At 71.3% G+C, this 15667-nt stretch carries 17 protein-coding genes and 1 pseudogene; 14 read left to right on the top strand and 4 right to left on the bottom strand.

Going from position 1 to position 15667, the window contains the following annotated elements; genetic code table 11:
- Window position 1 precedes the first annotated feature (1 nt).
- Window positions 2-460, bottom strand: coding sequence for an ATP-binding protein (locus tag AQJ46_RS24450; protein WP_059207619.1), 459 nt, complete (start codon window positions 458-460; stop codon window positions 2-4).
- 213 nt (window positions 461-673) lie between these two features.
- On the opposite strand from AQJ46_RS24450, the gene AQJ46_RS24455 reads away from it, so the two are divergent.
- Both AQJ46_RS24455 and AQJ46_RS24460 read left to right on the top strand, forming a co-directional pair.
- Complete coding sequence (locus tag AQJ46_RS24455; RefSeq protein WP_059207620.1) at window positions 674-1534, top strand: helix-turn-helix domain-containing protein; 861 nt, start codon at window positions 674-676, stop codon at window positions 1532-1534.
- Between the two features lie 9 nt (window positions 1535-1543).
- Window positions 1544-1765, top strand: coding sequence for a DUF397 domain-containing protein (locus tag AQJ46_RS24460; protein ID WP_059207621.1), 222 nt, complete (start codon window positions 1544-1546; stop codon window positions 1763-1765).
- 38 nt (window positions 1766-1803) lie between these two features.
- Here AQJ46_RS24460 and AQJ46_RS24465 read toward each other — a convergent pair whose 3' ends face one another.
- Window positions 1804-2931, bottom strand: a complete 1128-nt coding sequence (locus tag AQJ46_RS24465; RefSeq protein ID WP_059207622.1) for an 8-amino-7-oxononanoate synthase — start codon at window positions 2929-2931, stop codon at window positions 1804-1806.
- Between the two features lie 149 nt (window positions 2932-3080).
- Between AQJ46_RS24465 and bioB the strand changes: the two genes are divergently transcribed.
- The 5 genes and pseudogenes from bioB (at window position 3081) to AQJ46_RS24490 (ending at window position 7335) form a co-directional block, all read left to right on the top strand.
- Entirely contained in the window at window positions 3081-4253 is a 1173-nt protein-coding gene (gene bioB, locus AQJ46_RS24470) for a biotin synthase BioB (RefSeq protein ID WP_059207623.1), read from the top strand.
- Window positions 4246-5532, top strand: coding sequence for an adenosylmethionine--8-amino-7-oxononanoate transaminase (locus tag AQJ46_RS24475; RefSeq protein WP_059207624.1), 1287 nt, complete (start codon window positions 4246-4248; stop codon window positions 5530-5532). The genes bioB and AQJ46_RS24475 overlap by 8 nt, the downstream gene beginning before the upstream one ends.
- 1 nt (window position 5533) lies before the next feature.
- On the top strand, window positions 5534-6262 hold the full coding sequence (bioD, locus tag AQJ46_RS24480; protein ID WP_059207625.1) for a dethiobiotin synthase: 729 nt from the start codon (window positions 5534-5536) through the stop codon (window positions 6260-6262).
- A 165-nt stretch (window positions 6263-6427) separates the two neighbouring features.
- Window positions 6428-6568 (top strand): annotated as a pseudogene (locus AQJ46_RS24485) (lipase); the annotation flags it as partial.
- Between the two features lie 77 nt (window positions 6569-6645).
- Window positions 6646-7335, top strand: coding sequence for a class I SAM-dependent methyltransferase (locus AQJ46_RS24490; protein WP_059207627.1), 690 nt, complete (start codon window positions 6646-6648; stop codon window positions 7333-7335).
- A gap of 17 nt (window positions 7336-7352) precedes the next feature.
- Here the strand turns inward: AQJ46_RS24490 and AQJ46_RS24495 are convergent, their stop codons facing one another.
- Together AQJ46_RS24495 and AQJ46_RS24500 are read right to left on the bottom strand one after the other, a co-directional pair.
- Window positions 7353-7727, bottom strand: a complete 375-nt coding sequence (locus tag AQJ46_RS24495) for a hypothetical protein (protein ID WP_057610595.1) — start codon at window positions 7725-7727, stop codon at window positions 7353-7355.
- Window positions 7724-7948, bottom strand: coding sequence for a hypothetical protein (locus AQJ46_RS24500; protein WP_007380443.1), 225 nt, complete (start codon window positions 7946-7948; stop codon window positions 7724-7726). Before AQJ46_RS24500 ends, AQJ46_RS24495 begins: the two co-directional genes overlap by 4 nt.
- Before the next feature lie 208 nt (window positions 7949-8156).
- On the opposite strand from AQJ46_RS24500, the gene AQJ46_RS24505 reads away from it, so the two are divergent.
- Genes AQJ46_RS24505 through AQJ46_RS24535 form a run of 7 tightly spaced genes read left to right on the top strand, consistent with a single transcriptional unit; the run spans window position 8157 to window position 15576 of the window.
- Complete coding sequence (locus AQJ46_RS24505; protein WP_059207628.1) at window positions 8157-8969, top strand: ABC transporter ATP-binding protein; 813 nt, start codon at window positions 8157-8159, stop codon at window positions 8967-8969.
- Between the two features lie 4 nt (window positions 8970-8973).
- Window positions 8974-11541, top strand: a complete 2568-nt coding sequence (locus AQJ46_RS24510; RefSeq protein ID WP_059207629.1) for an ABC transporter permease — start codon at window positions 8974-8976, stop codon at window positions 11539-11541.
- Window positions 11542-11590: 49 nt separating this feature from the next.
- Window positions 11591-12481, top strand: coding sequence for an LLM class F420-dependent oxidoreductase (locus AQJ46_RS24515; protein WP_059207630.1), 891 nt, complete (start codon window positions 11591-11593; stop codon window positions 12479-12481).
- Window positions 12482-12538: 57 nt separating this feature from the next.
- The gene (locus AQJ46_RS24520; RefSeq protein ID WP_059207631.1) at window positions 12539-12964 is read left to right on the top strand and encodes a GNAT family N-acetyltransferase; all 426 of its coding nucleotides are present in this window, start codon (window positions 12539-12541) and stop codon (window positions 12962-12964) included.
- A 49-nt stretch (window positions 12965-13013) separates the two neighbouring features.
- Window positions 13014-14339, top strand: a complete 1326-nt coding sequence (locus tag AQJ46_RS24525) for a hemolysin family protein (RefSeq protein WP_059207632.1) — start codon at window positions 13014-13016, stop codon at window positions 14337-14339.
- On the top strand, window positions 14336-14566 hold the full coding sequence (locus AQJ46_RS24530) for a hypothetical protein (protein WP_059207633.1): 231 nt from the start codon (window positions 14336-14338) through the stop codon (window positions 14564-14566). The genes AQJ46_RS24525 and AQJ46_RS24530 overlap by 4 nt, the downstream gene beginning before the upstream one ends.
- A complete protein-coding gene (locus AQJ46_RS24535; protein ID WP_059207634.1) occupies window positions 14563-15576 on the top strand; it encodes a hemolysin family protein in 1014 nt (337 codons plus the stop codon). Before AQJ46_RS24530 ends, AQJ46_RS24535 begins: the two co-directional genes overlap by 4 nt.
- Window positions 15577-15667: the final 91 nt, after the last annotated feature.

The raw sequence follows: 15667 nt of genomic DNA on the forward strand, positions 1-15667 counted from the left end.
GCTACGGCTCCTGCTGCCCCGCCGCCGTGACCGGCTGCGCCGGTACCGACCACGGGAGTTCGATGGAGACGGTCTTGCCGCCTTCCCGGGTGGGCCTGACTCTCAGCTTGCCGCCGCACTCGGCGGCGAGCCAGCGGATGATCACCATTCCCCGTCCGTTGTCCTGCTGGACCGCGGCCGGGAGGCGTTGGGGAAAGCGGGGGTGGCTGTCGGTCACCCCGATGCGCAGGTGTTCGTCACGGTCCAGCTCGATGTCCACCGTGAAGGTGGGTGACTGCCCGAAGGTGTGCTGTACGGCGTTGGTGGTGAGTTCGGAGACGATGAGCCGGACGGTCTCGGCGGCGTCCGTCGTGGACGGCAGCCCCCACTCCGCCAGGGTGCTCAGGACATAGGTGCGGGCCGCGGAGACCGAAGCGGGTTCGCTCGGCAGGGTGACGGATGCTTCCAGGTGGTCTGCCATGGCGACGTCGTCCCTTTCCCACGGGACCGAAGCCCGACACGGTGCGGATGGTTCGAGTACGGTCCCGGACTGGTGGTTCTTCGTCAGAGTGCCATTACGAAGGCCGTGACGAGTGCCGATCCACCAAGATGTGCATATATCTGTCGCTCAAAGCGGTGAACTCTGCGACGCGAGACCGTATTTGGGCGGCTCGTAAGGAGTAAGGAGCAGCCCATGCAGCACGGTCCCGCGGTGCGCCGCCGGAAACTGGGCGCCGAACTGCGCGCGGTGCGCACGAGTGCGGGCCTCACCAGCGGTGAGGCGGCCCGGCTCGTGGGCTGGCACCAGTCGAAGGTGAGCCGCATCGAGACCGGTGCCAGCGGAGTGAAACCGGCAGATGTGCGGTTACTCCTCGACGCCTATCGCGTGGGGGACGCGAATCTGCGGGAGCTGCTGCTGGTATTGGCGGGCTCCGACGAGAGCGGTGGCCGGCACCACTGGTGGCACGCGTACCGCGGTGTCCTGCCGCCGACGTACCGGGACTTCATCAGTCTGGAGTCCCAGGCGAGCGCGATGCGCACACTGGAGACCTCGGTGGTGCCCGGGCTGCTGCAGACGCCCGAGTACGCCCGCGCGGTGACCCGGGCCGCGGTGGACGGCCTGGCCGACGAACGTCTCGACGCGCTGGTCGAGGTCCGGCTGGCCCGGCAGGACATCCTCCGTGCACAGCCGCCACTGTCGTTGAGCGCCGTGCTCGACGAGGCGGTGCTGCGGCGGGAGGTCGGCGGCCCCGAGGTGATGGCCCGGCAACTGAAGAGGCTCGTGGAGGCGGCGCGGCTGCCTCAAGTGCGGCTGCAGGTACTGCCGTTCACGGCCGGGGCGCATGTGGGCATCACCGGGCCTTTCGTAATCTTCTCATTTGCGCGCACTTCTGATCTGGATGTGGTTGTTCTCGACCACTTGACGAGTAGCCTCTATCTCGAGCGGAAAGAAGACCTCCAGGCCTACACCGAGGCCTTCAACACCCTTCAGGTCCGCGCCCTTTCGCCCGAGGACTCGTTGGATTACCTCGCCGGGATGGGTGCCGGCGCGTAAGGAGGCACCATGTCTGCACTGCCTCGGAACGTCATTTCCAGTACCGAACTGCCCGAGGTGCGCTGGCTGCGCAGCAGTTACAGCACCGGAGCGAACAACTGCGTCGAGACGGCGAGGCCGTCGGCCGGGCCATGTGCCGGGCTGCTCGCCGTACGCGACTCCAAGAATCCGGACGGACCCGCGCTGCTCTTCTCCCCCGAGAGCTGGGCGGGCTTCACAGCCGCGTTCTGACCGTCAGTCCACCAGGAGCACGGCCGTGTCACGCCGACTCATGGTCGTGTTTCGCCGATCACACGCACAGCGCGTTCGATCTGCTCCTCGGAGAGGTCCGCGCGGGCGGTCAGCCTGAGCCGTGAGATGCCGTCGGGCACGGAAGGGGGCCGGAAACAGCCCACGAAGAGCCCGGCGGCACGGCAGTCGGCCGCCCACTGAACGGCCTCCTCCGGGGAGGGCGCGCGCACCGAGACCACCGCGGCGTCCGGACGTACCGCTTCCAGACCCGCGGCGGTCAGGCGTGCGTGCAGTCCGGTCGCCACCTCGCGCGCGCGTGCGGCCCGCTCGGGCTCACGGCCGAGCAGCCGCAGGGCCGCGAGGGCGGCTCCCGCCGACGCGGGGGCCAGACCGGTGTCGAAGATGAACGTCCGCGCCGCGTTGACCAGGTGCTCGACGACCCGTGCGGGGCCGAGGACGGCACCGCCCTGGCTGCCGAGCGACTTGGACAGCGTGACCGTGGCGACCACGTCGTCGGCGCCCGCGAGTCCCGCGGCGTACGGGGCCCCGCGGCCGCCGTCGCCGAGCACACCCAGGCCGTGGGCGTCGTCGACGACCAGGCCCGCGCCGTGCTCCCGGCATGCCCCGGCGAGGCCGGCCAGGGGCGCCGCGTCGCCGTCGACCGAGAAGACCGTGTCGGACACGGCGACGGCGGGCCCGTCGTGCGTACCGAGCGCCTTGCGCACCGCGTCCGGGTCGGCGTGCCCGACGACCTGGGTCGTCCCGCGGGCCAGCCGGCAGCCGTCGATGAGTGAGGCGTGGTTGCCCGCGTCGGAGACGATCAGCGAGCCGTGCGGCGCGAGCGCGGTGACGGCGGCCAGGTTCGCCGCGTATCCGGAGGAGAAGACGAGTGCCGCCTCGAAGCCGCAGAAGTCGGCCAGCTCGCGCTCGAGTTCACCGTGCAGCTCGGTGGTGCCGGTCACCAGCCGGGACCCGGTCGCGCCGCCGCCCCAGGTCCGCGCGGCCGCCGCGGCGCCCTCGACGACCTCGGGATGGCGGGCCAGGCCCAGGTAGTCGTTGCTCGCGAGATCCAGCAGCGGCGAGTCGGCCGGACGCGGCCGCAGGGTCCGTACGAGTCCGGCCCGCCGGCGCGCCGCCGCCTGCTCGTCGATCCAGCCGAACGCCATGGGGTCCTCCGGGGCCTTTGTAGACAACGGACAGACCCTAGCGGCAGCAAACGCTACCCACGGTGTGGCAATACCCACACGTCACAGCGGGTGTGTTGTGCGATCCCTACCTTGGCCCGAGGCGGGTCCGTAGGACAGGATCGGCTCTCATGGACCTGCTGAACACGCTGGTGGACAAGGGGCTTCGGCGCGAGCTGCCGACCCGCGAGGAGGCGCTGGCCGTGCTGGCCACGTCCGACGACGACCTGCTCGATGTGGTGGCCGCGGCCGGGAAGGTACGCCGCCACTGGTTCGGACGGCGCGTGAAACTCAACTATCTCGTCAACCTGAAGTCCGGGCTGTGCCCCGAGGACTGCTCCTACTGCTCCCAGCGGCTCGGCTCCTCGACCGGCATCCTGAAGTACACCTGGCTCAAGCCGGACGAGGCGTCCAAGGCCGCGGCGGCCGGCCTCGCGGGCGGCGCCAAGCGGGTCTGTCTGGTGGCCTCCGGGCGCGGCCCGACCGACCGTGACGTGGACCGGGTCGCGGGCACCATCAAGGCCATCAAGGACCAGAACGAGGGCGTCGAGGTGTGCGCCTGTCTCGGCCTGCTCTCCGACGGCCAGGCCGAGCGGCTGCGCGAGGCCGGCGCGGACGCCTACAACCACAACCTCAACACGTCCGAGTCGACCTACGGCGACATCACGACCACGCACACCTACGCCGACCGGGTCGACACCGTGACCAAGGCGCACGCGGCCGGTCTGTCCGCCTGCTCGGGCCTGATCGCCGGCATGGGCGAGAGCGACGAGGACCTGGTCGACGTCGTCTACTCGCTGCGCGAGCTGGACCCCGACTCCGTTCCGGTGAACTTCCTGATCCCGGTCGAGGGCACCCCGCTGGCCAAGGAGTGGAACCTCACCCCGCAGCGCTGCCTTCGCATTCTGGCGATGGTCCGCTTCGTCTGCCCGGACGTCGAGGTACGCATCGCGGGCGGCCGCGAGGTCCATCTGCGCACCATGCAGCCCCTCGCCCTGAACCTCGCCAACTCGATCTTCCTCGGCGACTACCTCACCACCGAGGGCCAGGCCGGCAAGGCCGACCTGGAGATGATCGCGGACGCCGGGTTCGAGGTGGAGGGCGCCGACCAGGTGACGCTGCCGGAACACCGAGCGGCGGCAGGCAGCGGCTGCGGCTCGCACGAGAGCGCCGGCTGCGGCTCCCACGAGGGCGGCGGGGTCTGCGGTACGACGGCTCCGGCCACCCCTGCCAACGAGGCGCGGACCGATCTGGTCGCCGTGCGCCGCCGGGGCGCCGGAACGGATCTCGCGCCCAATGCCTGATCTGCCCGGCCTGCCGGTGACGGAGCTGCTGGAGCTCGACCGGCGGCACGTGTGGCATCCGTACGGTCCGATGCCCGGCCGGGTCGACCCGCTCGTCGTGGAGTCGGCGAGCGGGGTGCGGTTGAAGCTCGCCGACGGCCCGGAGCTGGTCGACGGGATGTCCTCCTGGTGGTCGGCCGTCCACGGTTACAACCACCCGGTGCTGAACGAGGCGGCGCGGGAACAGCTCAGTCGGATGAGCCATGTGATGTTCGGCGGGCTCACCCACGAGCCCGCCGTCCGGCTCGCGAAGCTCCTTGTCGACATGTCTCCCGACGGCCTCGAGCATGTCTTCCTAGCCGACTCGGGCTCGGTGTCGGTCGAGGTCGCGGTGAAGATGTGTCTGCAGTACTGGCGCTCACTGGGCCGTCCGCGCAAGCAGCGCCTGCTGACTTGGCGCGGCGGCTACCACGGTGACACCTGGCAGCCCATGTCGGTGTGCGACCCCGAGGGCGGGATGCACGAGCTGTGGTCCGGGGTCCTGCCCCGTCAGGTGTTCGTGGACGCTCCGCCAGCCGGGTACGAGGAGTCGTACGCCGACGAGCTGCGCGCGGCGATCGGGCGGCACGCCGACGAGCTGGCCGCGGTGATCGTGGAGCCGGTGGTGCAGGGTGCGGGCGGGATGCGGTTCCACTCCCCCGCGTATCTGCGGGTGCTGCGCGAGGCGTGCGACGCGCACGACGTACTCCTGGTGTTCGACGAGATCGCGACGGGATTCGGGCGCACGGGCGCCCTGTTCGCCGCGGAGCACGCCGCGGTCACACCGGACGTGATGTGTGTGGGCAAGGCGCTGACCGGCGGTTATATGACGATGGCGGCGACCCTGTGCACGCCTCGCGTGGCCGACGGCATCTCGCGCGGCGAGGTGCCGGTACTGGCCCACGGCCCCACCTTCATGGGCAACCCGCTCGCCGCGTCGGTGGCCTGCGCCTCGATCGGGCTGCTGCTCGGGCAGGACTGGCTCGCCGAGGTCAAGCGGATCGAGGCGGGGCTGAGGGAGGGGCTGGAGCCGGCGCGTGAGCTGCCGGGTGTGCGGGACGTACGGGTCCTGGGCGCCATCGGGGTCGTACAGCTGGACCACGAGGTCGACATGAGGGCCGCGACGGAGGCCGCCGTGCGCGAGGGCGTGTGGCTGCGGCCGTTCCGCGATCTCGTGTACACGATGCCGCCGTATGTCACGGGAGACGAGGACGTGGCACGGATCGCGCGTGCGGTGTGCGCCGCCGCTCTGGAGGGATGACATGCCGGTACTGGTGATCACGGGGACGGGCACGGAGGTCGGCAAGACCGTCGCCACGGCCGCTGTCGCCGCCGCGGCGCTCGCCGCCGGACGGACGGTCGCCGTCCTGAAGGCCGCGCAGACCGGCGTAGGGCCGGACGAGCCCGGGGACGCCGACGAGGTGGCGCGGCTCGCGGGTGCGGTGACGCAGGCCGAAGTCGCCCGCTATCCCGAGCCGTTGGCCCCGGCCACGGCCGCTCGGCGGGCCGGTCTTCAGCCGGTGCGCCCTCATGAGGTCGCCGAGGCCGCCGCCAAACTGGCCACCGAGCACGACCTGGTGCTCGTGGAGGGGGCCGGCGGACTGCTCGTCCGCTTCGACCATGCGGGCGGGACACTGGCCCACGTGGCGGAGCTGGTGCGGGCGCCGGTCCTGGTCGTGGCGTCGGCCGGCCTGGGCACGCTGAACACCACGGAACTGACGGCCCGTGAACTTCGCCGCCGCAAGCTGGACCTGGCGGGCGTGGTGATCGGCAGCTGGCCCGACTCCCCCGATCTCGCCTCACGTTGCAACCTCGCGGACCTGCCGGACGTGTCCGGGGCTCCGCTGCTCGGCGCCCTGCCGGCCAGCGCCGGCCGACTGGCCCCGTCCGACTTCCGTGCGGCGGCGGCGGGTTGGCTGGCACCGCGGCTGGACGGGACGTGGGACGCGGAGGCATTCGGGGTGCGTGAGGCTCCCCCCGGGGGCGGCTAGGAGGCCTCGCTCTCCGCGAGCAGCCGTACCAGTTCGATGCGGGAGCGGATGCCCAACCGGGTGAAGACGCCCCGCAGATGGTGGTCTGCTGGGCCGTGCGGCGTGCGGTGGCTTGCACGGCGGGCGTCGGGGCGGCGGGGGCGCGGAGTTCGGCACGGCGCGCTCAGTGGCTGCGACGACGCGCTCACCGCGGACACCACGGCGATCCTGAGCGGCGCCACCAATGTCGAGGTCGGCTGGGCCTCGCACACCGACATGAACAACGACCACGGCGTCTACGAGCAGGTGCGCGACTTCGTGCAGTGAGCGTCCGCAGGGGTGCGACGGGGCCCCGCGGGGGACAATTGCGGTGAGGTCAGTCCTGTCCGAAGAGGGAGGCTGCCATGGCGCCGCGGTCCGCCGGTTCCGGCAAGGTATCCCGGGACCCCGTCCACCATCCGCTGTTCGCCCGGTACTACGCCCGGGTCAGTGTCACCGCCGAGAACAGGTGGGGCATGGCCCGGGTGCGTGAACGGCTGCTCACCGGGCTGTCCGGGCGGGTGATCGAGATCGGCGCGGGCAACGGCCTGAACTTCTCGCACTATCCCGGCACGGTCTCCGAGGTCGTGGCCATCGAGCCGGAGCGCCGGCTCAGGCAGCTGGCGGTGGAGGCCGCCCTGCGCTGCGAGGTGCCGGTCGACGTGGTGCCCGGCGCCGCGGAGGCGCTGCCCGTCAAGAGCGAGGCCTTCGACGCCGTGGTGATCTCTCTGGTGCTGTGCAGTGTGCGCGATGTGCCGCGCGCGCTCGGCGAGGTGCGCCGGGTGCTGCGGCCCGGCGGGACCGTGCGGTTCTTCGAGCACGGCAGGGGCGGCGGCCCGGCGATGCGCCTCACCCAGCGCGCCCTGGACCGCACGGTGTGGCCTCCGCTGAACGGCGGCTGTCACCTGGGCCGCGACCCGGTCGCCGCGCTGCGCGGCGCAGGGTTCGAACTCGGCCCCTACCGACGGGTGTTGATGCCGGAGAAGGGGCCCACGCTGCCTACGTCGTTCTGCGTCCTCGGCACCGCCTGGCGGCCACCGTCGGCGGACAGCTGATCACAAGGCCCACCTGATCACAGGGTCCACCTCTGCAGCTCGCGCGCGATGTCGTGCAACGAGGCGTCGCCCTTCTTCGCCACCTTGGCGAGGTCACGGACGAGCTCGGGCGAGGTGACCACCCGGAGTCCGCTCGCGACGAGATAGGCGTACCCGACCGCGCACGCGAAGAGCGCGTTGGTGCGCTCCAACGCCGGGACGTGGATGAGCAGTTGCAGCAGCGCGGCCGCGCGCAGGTGCGGGCTGTCGTAGACGGGGATGTCGAATATCTCGGCCTGATGCCGGGCCACGGCGGCGACCAGGGCGCCCCAGTCGATGACCTGGGGATCGCCCGGGGTCTTCTGCTCGGCGAGCATCAGAAGCCAGGCGAGATCGATGTGCAGATCGCTCAACGAGTCTCGTGATCCTTGCCGAACTCCTCCGCGAAGACGGATTCGTACTGCTTCATGAAGTCGGCCGCGGCCTCCACGAAGGCCTGGCCCGCTTCACCGGTGTCCTTCATGACCAGCTCCTCGATGTAGCGGTTGACGCTCACGCCACGGGCGAGGGCACGTTCACGGGCGGCGCGGGCGGTGCCCTCGTCCACCCGCACGTTCAACTGAGTCTTCGCCATGCTTAGAAGCTAGCGCCGAAACGCTAGCACCCGCAAGGGGTCCACCCCCGGGTGGAATGTGTCCCTTACATCGGTATCGGGGGCCCGACCTGGGGTGGAGACCGTCTCGACCGCACGAGGGATATCCGATGTGGGGTGGATCACATTACGCTCGGCCGGATGAGGGCCGCCCGGTCCCCGAGCGCCGTCCACGAGCGAGGAGAGAGCCTTGTCCACAGCTGCTGCCGAGCACGCTCCCGGTGCCGTTCCGGCCGACGGGATCGCGGCCCGCGCCCGCGGTCTGACCAAGGCCTACGGCTCGGGCGAGACGGCCGTGCTCGCCCTGGACGCGGTGGACGTGGACATCGCGCGCGGCCGCTTCACCGCGGTCATGGGGCCCTCGGGCTCGGGGAAGTCCACGTTGATGCACTGCCTGGCGGGGCTCGACACCGTGTCGGCCGGTCAGGTGTGGCTCGGTGACACCGAGATCACGGGGCTGAGGGAGCGCGAGCTGACCAGGCTGCGCCGGGACCGCATCGGGTTCATGTTCCAGTCCTTCAACCTGATCCCGACGCTGAACGCGGCGGAGAACATCACCCTGCCCATGGACATCGCGGGCAAGAAGCCCGACGAGAAGTGGCTGGACCAGGTCATCGACACCCTGGGGCTGCGGGACCGGCTGGGGCACCGTCCGTCGCAGCTCTCGGGCGGTCAGCAGCAGCGCGTCGCATGTGCCCGCGCGCTCGCCTCCCGGCCCGAGCTGATCTTCGCGGACGAGCCGACCGGCAACCTCGACTCACGGGCGGGACTGGAGGTGCTCGGGTTCCTGCGCGAGGCCGTCGACCAGCTCGGGCAGACGGTCGTCATGGTCACCCATGACCCGGGCGCCGCGGCCCACTCGGACGTGGTGCTGTTCCTGGGGGACGGACGGGTCGTGGACCGCATGGAGCAGCCCACCGCGGAGGCCGTACTGGAACGCATGAAGCGATTCGACGTGATCCGGAGTCAGTCCCAGGGGGCACCCGGGGCCGGGGAGGCCTGACGCCGTGCTGAAGGCGACGCTCCGCAGTTTCCTCGCGCACAAGGGACGGCTGGTGCTCTCCGCGCTGGCCGTGGTGCTGTCCGTGGCGTTCGTCTCGGGCAGCCTGATCTTCTCCGACACGCTGAGCCGCACCTTCGACCGGCTCTTCGCCTCCACCGCGCCGGACCTCACGATCAGCCCCAAGGAAGACCTGAGCGAGGCCATCCCGTCCGGGACGACGGCCACCCTGCCGGCCGCCCTCGCGGACCGCGTGTCCCGGGTCGAGGGGGTCGCCGCCGCGCGCTTCGACGCCGAGGACGACGGGATCACCGTCGCCGACGCCGAGAACGAGTCGGTGGGCTCGACCACCGGCGCCCCCACCATCGGCACCGACTGGAACCCGACCTCGCGCAGCCCCGTGAAACTCACCTCGGGCCACGCCCCGCACGGCCCGTCCGAGGCGCTGCTCGACTCGGAGACCGCCGACCGCAAGGACCTGCACATCGGCGACCCGCTCACCGTGATCGCGGCACCCGGCTCCTTCAAGGTCCGGATCGTCGGCATCGTCACGTTCACCACCACCAACCCGGGCGCCACGCTGCTGTTCCTCGATCCACCGACCGCGCAGGCCAAGCTGCTCGGTTCCCCGAAGGCCGCCACCAGCATCTCGATCGACGCGGCGGAGGGCGTGGGCAACGACCAGCTCAAGCAGCGCGTGGCCGCCGCGCTCGGGACGGGCACCTACGAGTACCGGACCGCCGAAGAGCAGGCGAAGTCGGACGTCGACCAACTGGGCGGATTCCTCGACGTCATCAAGTACGTCATGTTGGGATTCGCCGGGATCGCCGTTCTGGTCGGTGTGTTCCTGATCGTCAACACCTTCTCGATGCTGATCGCCCAGCGCACCCGTGAACTGGGCCTGTTGCGCGCGCTGGGTGCCGACCGGCGCCAGGTCCGCCGCTCGGTGCTCACCGAGGCCACCCTGCTCGGCCTGGTCGGCTCCACGGTCGGACTCGGCACGGGCATCGGGCTGGCCGTCGGGCTCATCGCGCTGATGAACGCCTTCGGCATGAACATCGAGACGAGCGAGATGGTCATCGGCTGGGGAACACCCGTGGCGGCCTACGTCGTCGGGGTGGGCGTCACCTTCGTCGCGGCCTATCTCCCGGCCCGGCGCGCAGCCGGCGTCTCTCCCATGGCGGCCCTCGCGGACGCCGAGATCGCCGGGATCGGAAAGCCGCTGCGCATGCGGGCCATCGTGGGCGGGGTCGTCGGCGCGGCGGGCGCGGCCGCCCTGGTGGGCTGTGTCACCTCGTCGAAGACGGCGTCCGCGGCCTCCCTGCTCGGCCTCGGTGTCGTCCTGACGCTCCTCGCCACCGTCATCGCGGGCCCGCTGCTGGTGCGGCCGGTGATCCGGGTCCTGGGCGGCGCCTTCCCCGCCCTCTTCGGCTCGGTCGGTCGGATGAGCCAGCGCAACGCCCTGCGCAATCCCCGCCGTACCGGTGCCACCGCGGCCGCCCTGATGGTGGGCCTCGCCCTGGTCGGCGGGATGTCCGTGGCCAGCGCCTCGATGTCCAAGTCCTTCGACGACCAGATCGACAAGACCCTGGGCGCCGACTTCGTCGTGCAGAACGGCAACTTCCTGCCGTTCCCGCAGGAGGTCACGGAGGCGGTGCGCACCACCGAGGGCGCCGGGCTCGTCGTACGGTCGAGGTTCGTTCCCGTCGCCGTACGGCTGCCGGACGGCAAGCGCGTCGAGACCACCGCCGCCGGGTACGACCCGCAGCTCGACGAGGTCGCCCACATCACCTACGCGCAGGGCGACACCGCGGCCGCGCTCGCGTCCGGGCAGCTGGCCATGGACCTGGACTTCGCGCGCGACCACGACGTGAAGGTCGGCAGCAGGGTCCCGGTCGAGTTCCAGGGCGGGCGCCGGACCGAACTGACCGTGGGCGCCCTCACCGACCAGGACGCCGCGGAGGGGTTCGGCACGCAGGGCGGCATCTACTTCGGACTGTCCACCCTGGAGCGGTTCGCGCCGGGCGGCCAGGACTCCGCGCTGTATGTGAACGCCGCCTCCGGGGCCGGCGCCGACCGGCTGCGCGCGGCCCTGGAGAAGACACTCGACCCGTATCCGCAGGTCCAGGTGCGCGACCTCGCCGACTACAAGGACCTGGTCCACGACCAGATCGCCGTCCTGCTCTACCTCGTGTACGCGCTGCTCGGGCTCGCGATCGTCATCGCCGTGCTCGGTGTGGTCAACACCCTCGCTCTGTCGGTCGTGGAGCGCACCCGGGAGATCGGGTTGCTGCGTGCCATCGGGCTCGCCCGGCGTCAGCTGCGCCGGATGATCCGGCTGGAGTCGGTGGTGATCGCCGTGTTCGGCGCGGTCCTCGGGCTCGCGCTCGGGCTGGTGTGGGGTGTGTGCACCCAGCAGGTGCTGGCGCTTCAGGGCATGAACGCGCTGGCGATCCCCTGGGGCACGATCGTCGCGGTCGTCGTCGGCTCGGCGGTGGTGGGCATCGTGGCGGCGCTGCTGCCGGCGTTGCGTGCATCGCGCATGAACGTACTGGCGGCGATCGCGCACGAGTGATGGAATCGCGGGGCAGACAACTCAAGTCGCTTACCGCTGAGGAGAGTTCATGCCCCGCCCATTTCGCTTCGCCGTCAACCTGACCGCCGCCGCCACCGACGAGGACTGGCGCGCCAAGTGCCGGCAGGCCGAGGAACTCGGTTACGACGTGATCCTGGTCCCCGACCATCTCGGCAAGGTCGCGCCCTTCCCCGCGCTGGTCGCGGCGGCGCAGGTCACCGAGCGACCGCGTCTCGGCACGTTCGTCCTCAACGCGGGCTTCTGGAACCCGACGCTGCTCGCCCGCGAGGTCGCCACGGTGGACGCCCTCACCGGCGGCCGGCTCGAACTCGGCCTGGGCACCGGCTATGTGCAGTCCGAGCACGACCAGGCGGGGCTGCCCTTCGGCTCGGCGGGCGAGCGGGTGGACCATCTCCGGCGCACGGTCGAGGAGTTGGAGCGGCTGCTGTCCTTGGAGGACCATGTGCCGCAGCCGGTGCAGCGGCCCCGGGTGCCCCTGCTGATCGGGGGCATAGGCAACCGGATGCTGAAACTGTCCGCCGAGCACGCCGACATCGCGGCCTTCACCGGGGCGACCCTCGTGCCGGGGAACACGACCGGCAAGCTGACGCCGACCACCGCCGAGCAACTCGACGAGCGGGTCGGGCGCTATCTGCAACTGGCCGAGGGACGCAAGGAGCCGGCCGAACTGAACCTGCTCATCCAGATGGTGGTGGTCACCGACGACCGCGAGGCGGTGGCCACGCCGTTCCTGCACCGGTTGCCGGACCTGACCCTGCAGCAGGCGCTGGATCTGCCCATCATGCTGATCGGCGCGGTCGAGGAGATCGTCGCTCAGGTGCTGGCGCAGCGCGAGCGGTACGGCTTCACCTATCTGACGGTGCTGGAGGCCTCCATGGAGGCGTTCGCACCGGTGATGGCGCGGCTGCGGGGCCGATGACCGTCCGGATCCTGGAATTTCCCGTCCCGGGCGGGGCCGGCGTGATGGGATCGCCGCATGACTGACCTGCGGATACGGGCCGCGACGCCCGACGACCTCGACACCGTGCTGGCCTTCTGGAAGCAGGCCGCCGAGGGGACGAGCATCAGCGACGACCGGGACGGCGTGGAGCGGCTGGTCACCCGGGACCCCGAGGCGCTGATCCTCGCCGAACTCGACGGCGAACTGGTCGGCACGGTGATCGCGGGCTTCGACGGCTGGCGGTGTCATCTGTACCGGCTCGCGGTGCACCCGGAGCGCCGACGGCGGGGCGTCGGATCGGCGCTGCTCACGGCCGCGGAGGAGCGGTTCGTACGGCTCGGGGGGCGGCGCGGGGACGCGATGGTGCTGGTGCGCAACGAAACGGCACAGCACGCGTGGCGCGCGGCGGGGTATGCGCCCGAGGAAAAGTGGCGGCGGTGGGTGAAACCCTTCGCGGGCTAGGACGGGCGATCCTGGGGACCCTGTCCGATCATGGGACGGAGGTGACCCGATGACCGAAGTGCTCCTCCTGCTGGTGGCGATCCTGCTCTCGCTGGCCTGCGGTGCCTTCGTGGCGGCGGAGTTCTCGCTGACCACGGTGGACCGCGGGCAGCTGGAGCGGGCGGCGGAGCGCGGCGAGCGGGGCGCGTCCGGCGCCCTGAAGGCCGTACGGCATCTGACGTTCCAGCTGTCCGGGGCGCAGCTCGGGATCACCGTCACCAACCTGGTCGTCGGCATGCTCGCCGAACCGTCGATCGCGGCGCTGATCGCGGGGCCGCTGGAGTCGCTCGGGGTCTCGCCGTCCACCTCCCGGTCGCTGGCGCTGGTGCTGGGCACCGCGCTGTCGACGGTGTTCCTGATGGTGGTGGGCGAGCTGGTGCCCAAGAACTGGGCGATCTCCTCGCCGTTGGCCATGGCCAAGCGGGTGGGCACCGCGCAGAGCTGGTTCAGCGCGGCCTTCCGCCCCTTCATCACGCACCTCAACAACATGGCCAACCGGGTGGTGCGCCGCTTCGGTCTTGAGCCCGCCGAGGAGCTGGCGTCCGCGCGCGGTCCGCAGGAGCTGGCCGCGCTGGCCCGGCACTCCGCACGGGCGGGCGCGCTGGAGGCGGACACCGCCGAGCTGTTCGTGCGGACGCTCAATCTCGCCGACCTGACCGCGGAGAACGTGATGACCCCGCGGGTGCAGGTGATCGCCCTGGACGTCCAGGCGACCTGTGAGGACGTGGCGAACGCGACGCGCGCGACCGGGCTGTCCCGGTTTCCCGTCTACCGCGGCAGCCTCGACTCGGTCGTCGGTATCGCGCACATCAAGGACGTCCTGGCGGTACCGGCCGAACTCCGGCCCCGCGCCTCGGTCGCCGAGCTGCTGCGCGAGCCGCTGCTGGTGCCCGAGTCGCTCACCGTGGACCGGCTCCTGGACCGGCTGTCCGGCAAGCGCACGATGGCGGTCGTGATCGACGAGTACGGGGGCACGGCGGGCGTGGCCACGTTGGAGGACATCGTCGAGGAGGTCGTCGGCGAGGTACGGGACGAGCACGATCCCCACGAGACGTCCGACCTGGCCCCCGAGGGCACCGACGAGGAGGGCAGGGAGCTCTTCCGGGCCGACGGTTCGGCCCGCATGGACCAGCTCGCGCGCGTGGGCCTGCGGGCGCCGGAGGGCCCGTACGAGACGCTGGCCGGACTGCTGGCGACGGAACTCGGCCGCATCCCGGCCGTCGGCGACTCGGTGGAGGTCGCCGGCTGGCGGCTCGACGTGGTGGACGCGCAGGGCCGTCGGGCCGCGCGGGTACTGCTGCACGCGCCCTTGACCGGGGAGGCGACCGAGTCATGACCATCGTCCAGTCACCGGAGGAGGGGGCCCGCACGGTGGCGGCCGCCAGGCCGCGGGCGTGGACCCGAGCGGTGGCCGCCGCCCGGCCGCAGGAGGGGGCTCGCGCCATGACCACCACCCGGCCGCCGATGGAGGTCCGCGCCACGATCACCCCCCAGCCACCCGAGGAGAAGAGGACCGGCGACACGACCGCCACCCAGCCACCCGAGCGGAGGGCCGAGGGATGACCGTCGTCCAGTTGTTGATCGGTCTGGCGACTCTCGTCGTCAATGCCTTCTTCGTGGGGGCCGAGTTCGCGCTGATCTCGGTGCGGCGCAGCCAGATCGAGCCCTACGCCGAGCAGGGCGACCGGCGTGCGAAGAGCGTGCTGTGGGGGCTGGAGCACGTCTCGGCGCTGATGGCGGCCGCGCAGCTCGGGATCACGTTGTGCACGCTGGTCCTGGGTGTGGTCGCGGAGCCGGCGATCGCGCATCTGCTGGAGCCGGTGTTCCACGCGGTGGGTGTGCCGAAGGGCGCGGGGCACGCGGTGTCCTTCGTGATCGCGCTGACCGTGGCGACCTATCTGCACATGCTGCTCGGCGAGATGGTCCCGAAGAACATCGCCCTCGCGGAGCCGGTGCGCAGCGCGCTGCTGCTCGGGCCGCCGCTGGTCACGCTGGCGCGCGGGCTGCGTCCGGTGATCTTCGCGATCAACGCCTTCGCGAACGCCCTGCTGAAACTGCTGCGCGTGGAGACCAAGGACGAGGTCACGGCGACCTTCTCGGACGCCGAACTGGCCCGGATCGTACGGGACTCCGGCGAGGCGGGCCTGATCGACGAGCGGGCGCGGGAACGGCTGCACGACGCGCTGGAACTGGGGCGACGGCCCGTACGGGACGTGGTGCTGCCCCTGGAAAGGGTCGTCTACGCGCGCGTGGGCGTCACGCCGGAACAGCTGGAGGCGCTGTCGAACGAGTCCGGATTCTCACGGTTCCCTGTGGTGGACGAGGTGCGGCGGATCGTCGGCTACCTCCACGTCAAGGACGCGCTGGACGCCTCACCGCGGGATCTGCCGTTCCCGGTGCGGGACATGCGGCCGATCGCGCGGATCCGGGAGAGCACGCCGCTGGACGACGTACTGACGGCGATGCGGCGCAGCCGTACCCATCTGGCGGCGGTGCTCGGCGAGGACGGGCGGCTGGCGGGGCTGGTGACGATGGAGGACGTGCTGCGGGAACTGTTCGGACGGCAGGTGTGACGGGCGGTTCGAGCGGGCGGCGGGCCTGAGTGGCCGTTCGGAGCACCCAGGGCGACCGACCGCCGAGTATGTGCAGCGGTTACCATTTCTT

Source organism: Streptomyces canus (assembly GCF_001514145.1).
Taxonomy (GTDB): Bacteria; Actinomycetota; Actinomycetes; order Streptomycetales; family Streptomycetaceae; genus Streptomyces; species Streptomyces canus.

Coding starts and splice junctions, on each gene's coding strand:
- AQJ46_RS24530 (WP_059207633.1), top strand. CDS start 14,336: ATGACCATCGTCCAGTCACCGGAGGAGGGGGCCCGCACGGTGGCGGCC.
- AQJ46_RS24500 (WP_007380443.1), bottom strand. CDS start 7,948: ATGGCGAAGACTCAGTTGAACGTGCGGGTGGACGAGGGCACCGCCCGC.
- AQJ46_RS24455 (WP_059207620.1), top strand. CDS start 674: ATGCAGCACGGTCCCGCGGTGCGCCGCCGGAAACTGGGCGCCGAACTG.
- AQJ46_RS24515 (WP_059207630.1), top strand. CDS start 11,591: ATGCCCCGCCCATTTCGCTTCGCCGTCAACCTGACCGCCGCCGCCACC.
- AQJ46_RS24450 (WP_059207619.1), bottom strand. CDS start 460: ATGGCAGACCACCTGGAAGCATCCGTCACCCTGCCGAGCGAACCCGCT.
- bioD (WP_059207625.1), top strand. CDS start 5,534: ATGCCGGTACTGGTGATCACGGGGACGGGCACGGAGGTCGGCAAGACC.
- AQJ46_RS24535 (WP_059207634.1), top strand. CDS start 14,563: ATGACCGTCGTCCAGTTGTTGATCGGTCTGGCGACTCTCGTCGTCAAT.
- AQJ46_RS24475 (WP_059207624.1), top strand. CDS start 4,246: ATGCCTGATCTGCCCGGCCTGCCGGTGACGGAGCTGCTGGAGCTCGAC.
- AQJ46_RS24465 (WP_059207622.1), bottom strand. CDS start 2,931: ATGGCGTTCGGCTGGATCGACGAGCAGGCGGCGGCGCGCCGGCGGGCC.
- AQJ46_RS24460 (WP_059207621.1), top strand. CDS start 1,544: ATGTCTGCACTGCCTCGGAACGTCATTTCCAGTACCGAACTGCCCGAG.
- AQJ46_RS24490 (WP_059207627.1), top strand. CDS start 6,646: ATGGCGCCGCGGTCCGCCGGTTCCGGCAAGGTATCCCGGGACCCCGTC.
- AQJ46_RS24525 (WP_059207632.1), top strand. CDS start 13,014: ATGACCGAAGTGCTCCTCCTGCTGGTGGCGATCCTGCTCTCGCTGGCC.
- bioB (WP_059207623.1), top strand. CDS start 3,081: ATGGACCTGCTGAACACGCTGGTGGACAAGGGGCTTCGGCGCGAGCTG.
- AQJ46_RS24520 (WP_059207631.1), top strand. CDS start 12,539: ATGACTGACCTGCGGATACGGGCCGCGACGCCCGACGACCTCGACACC.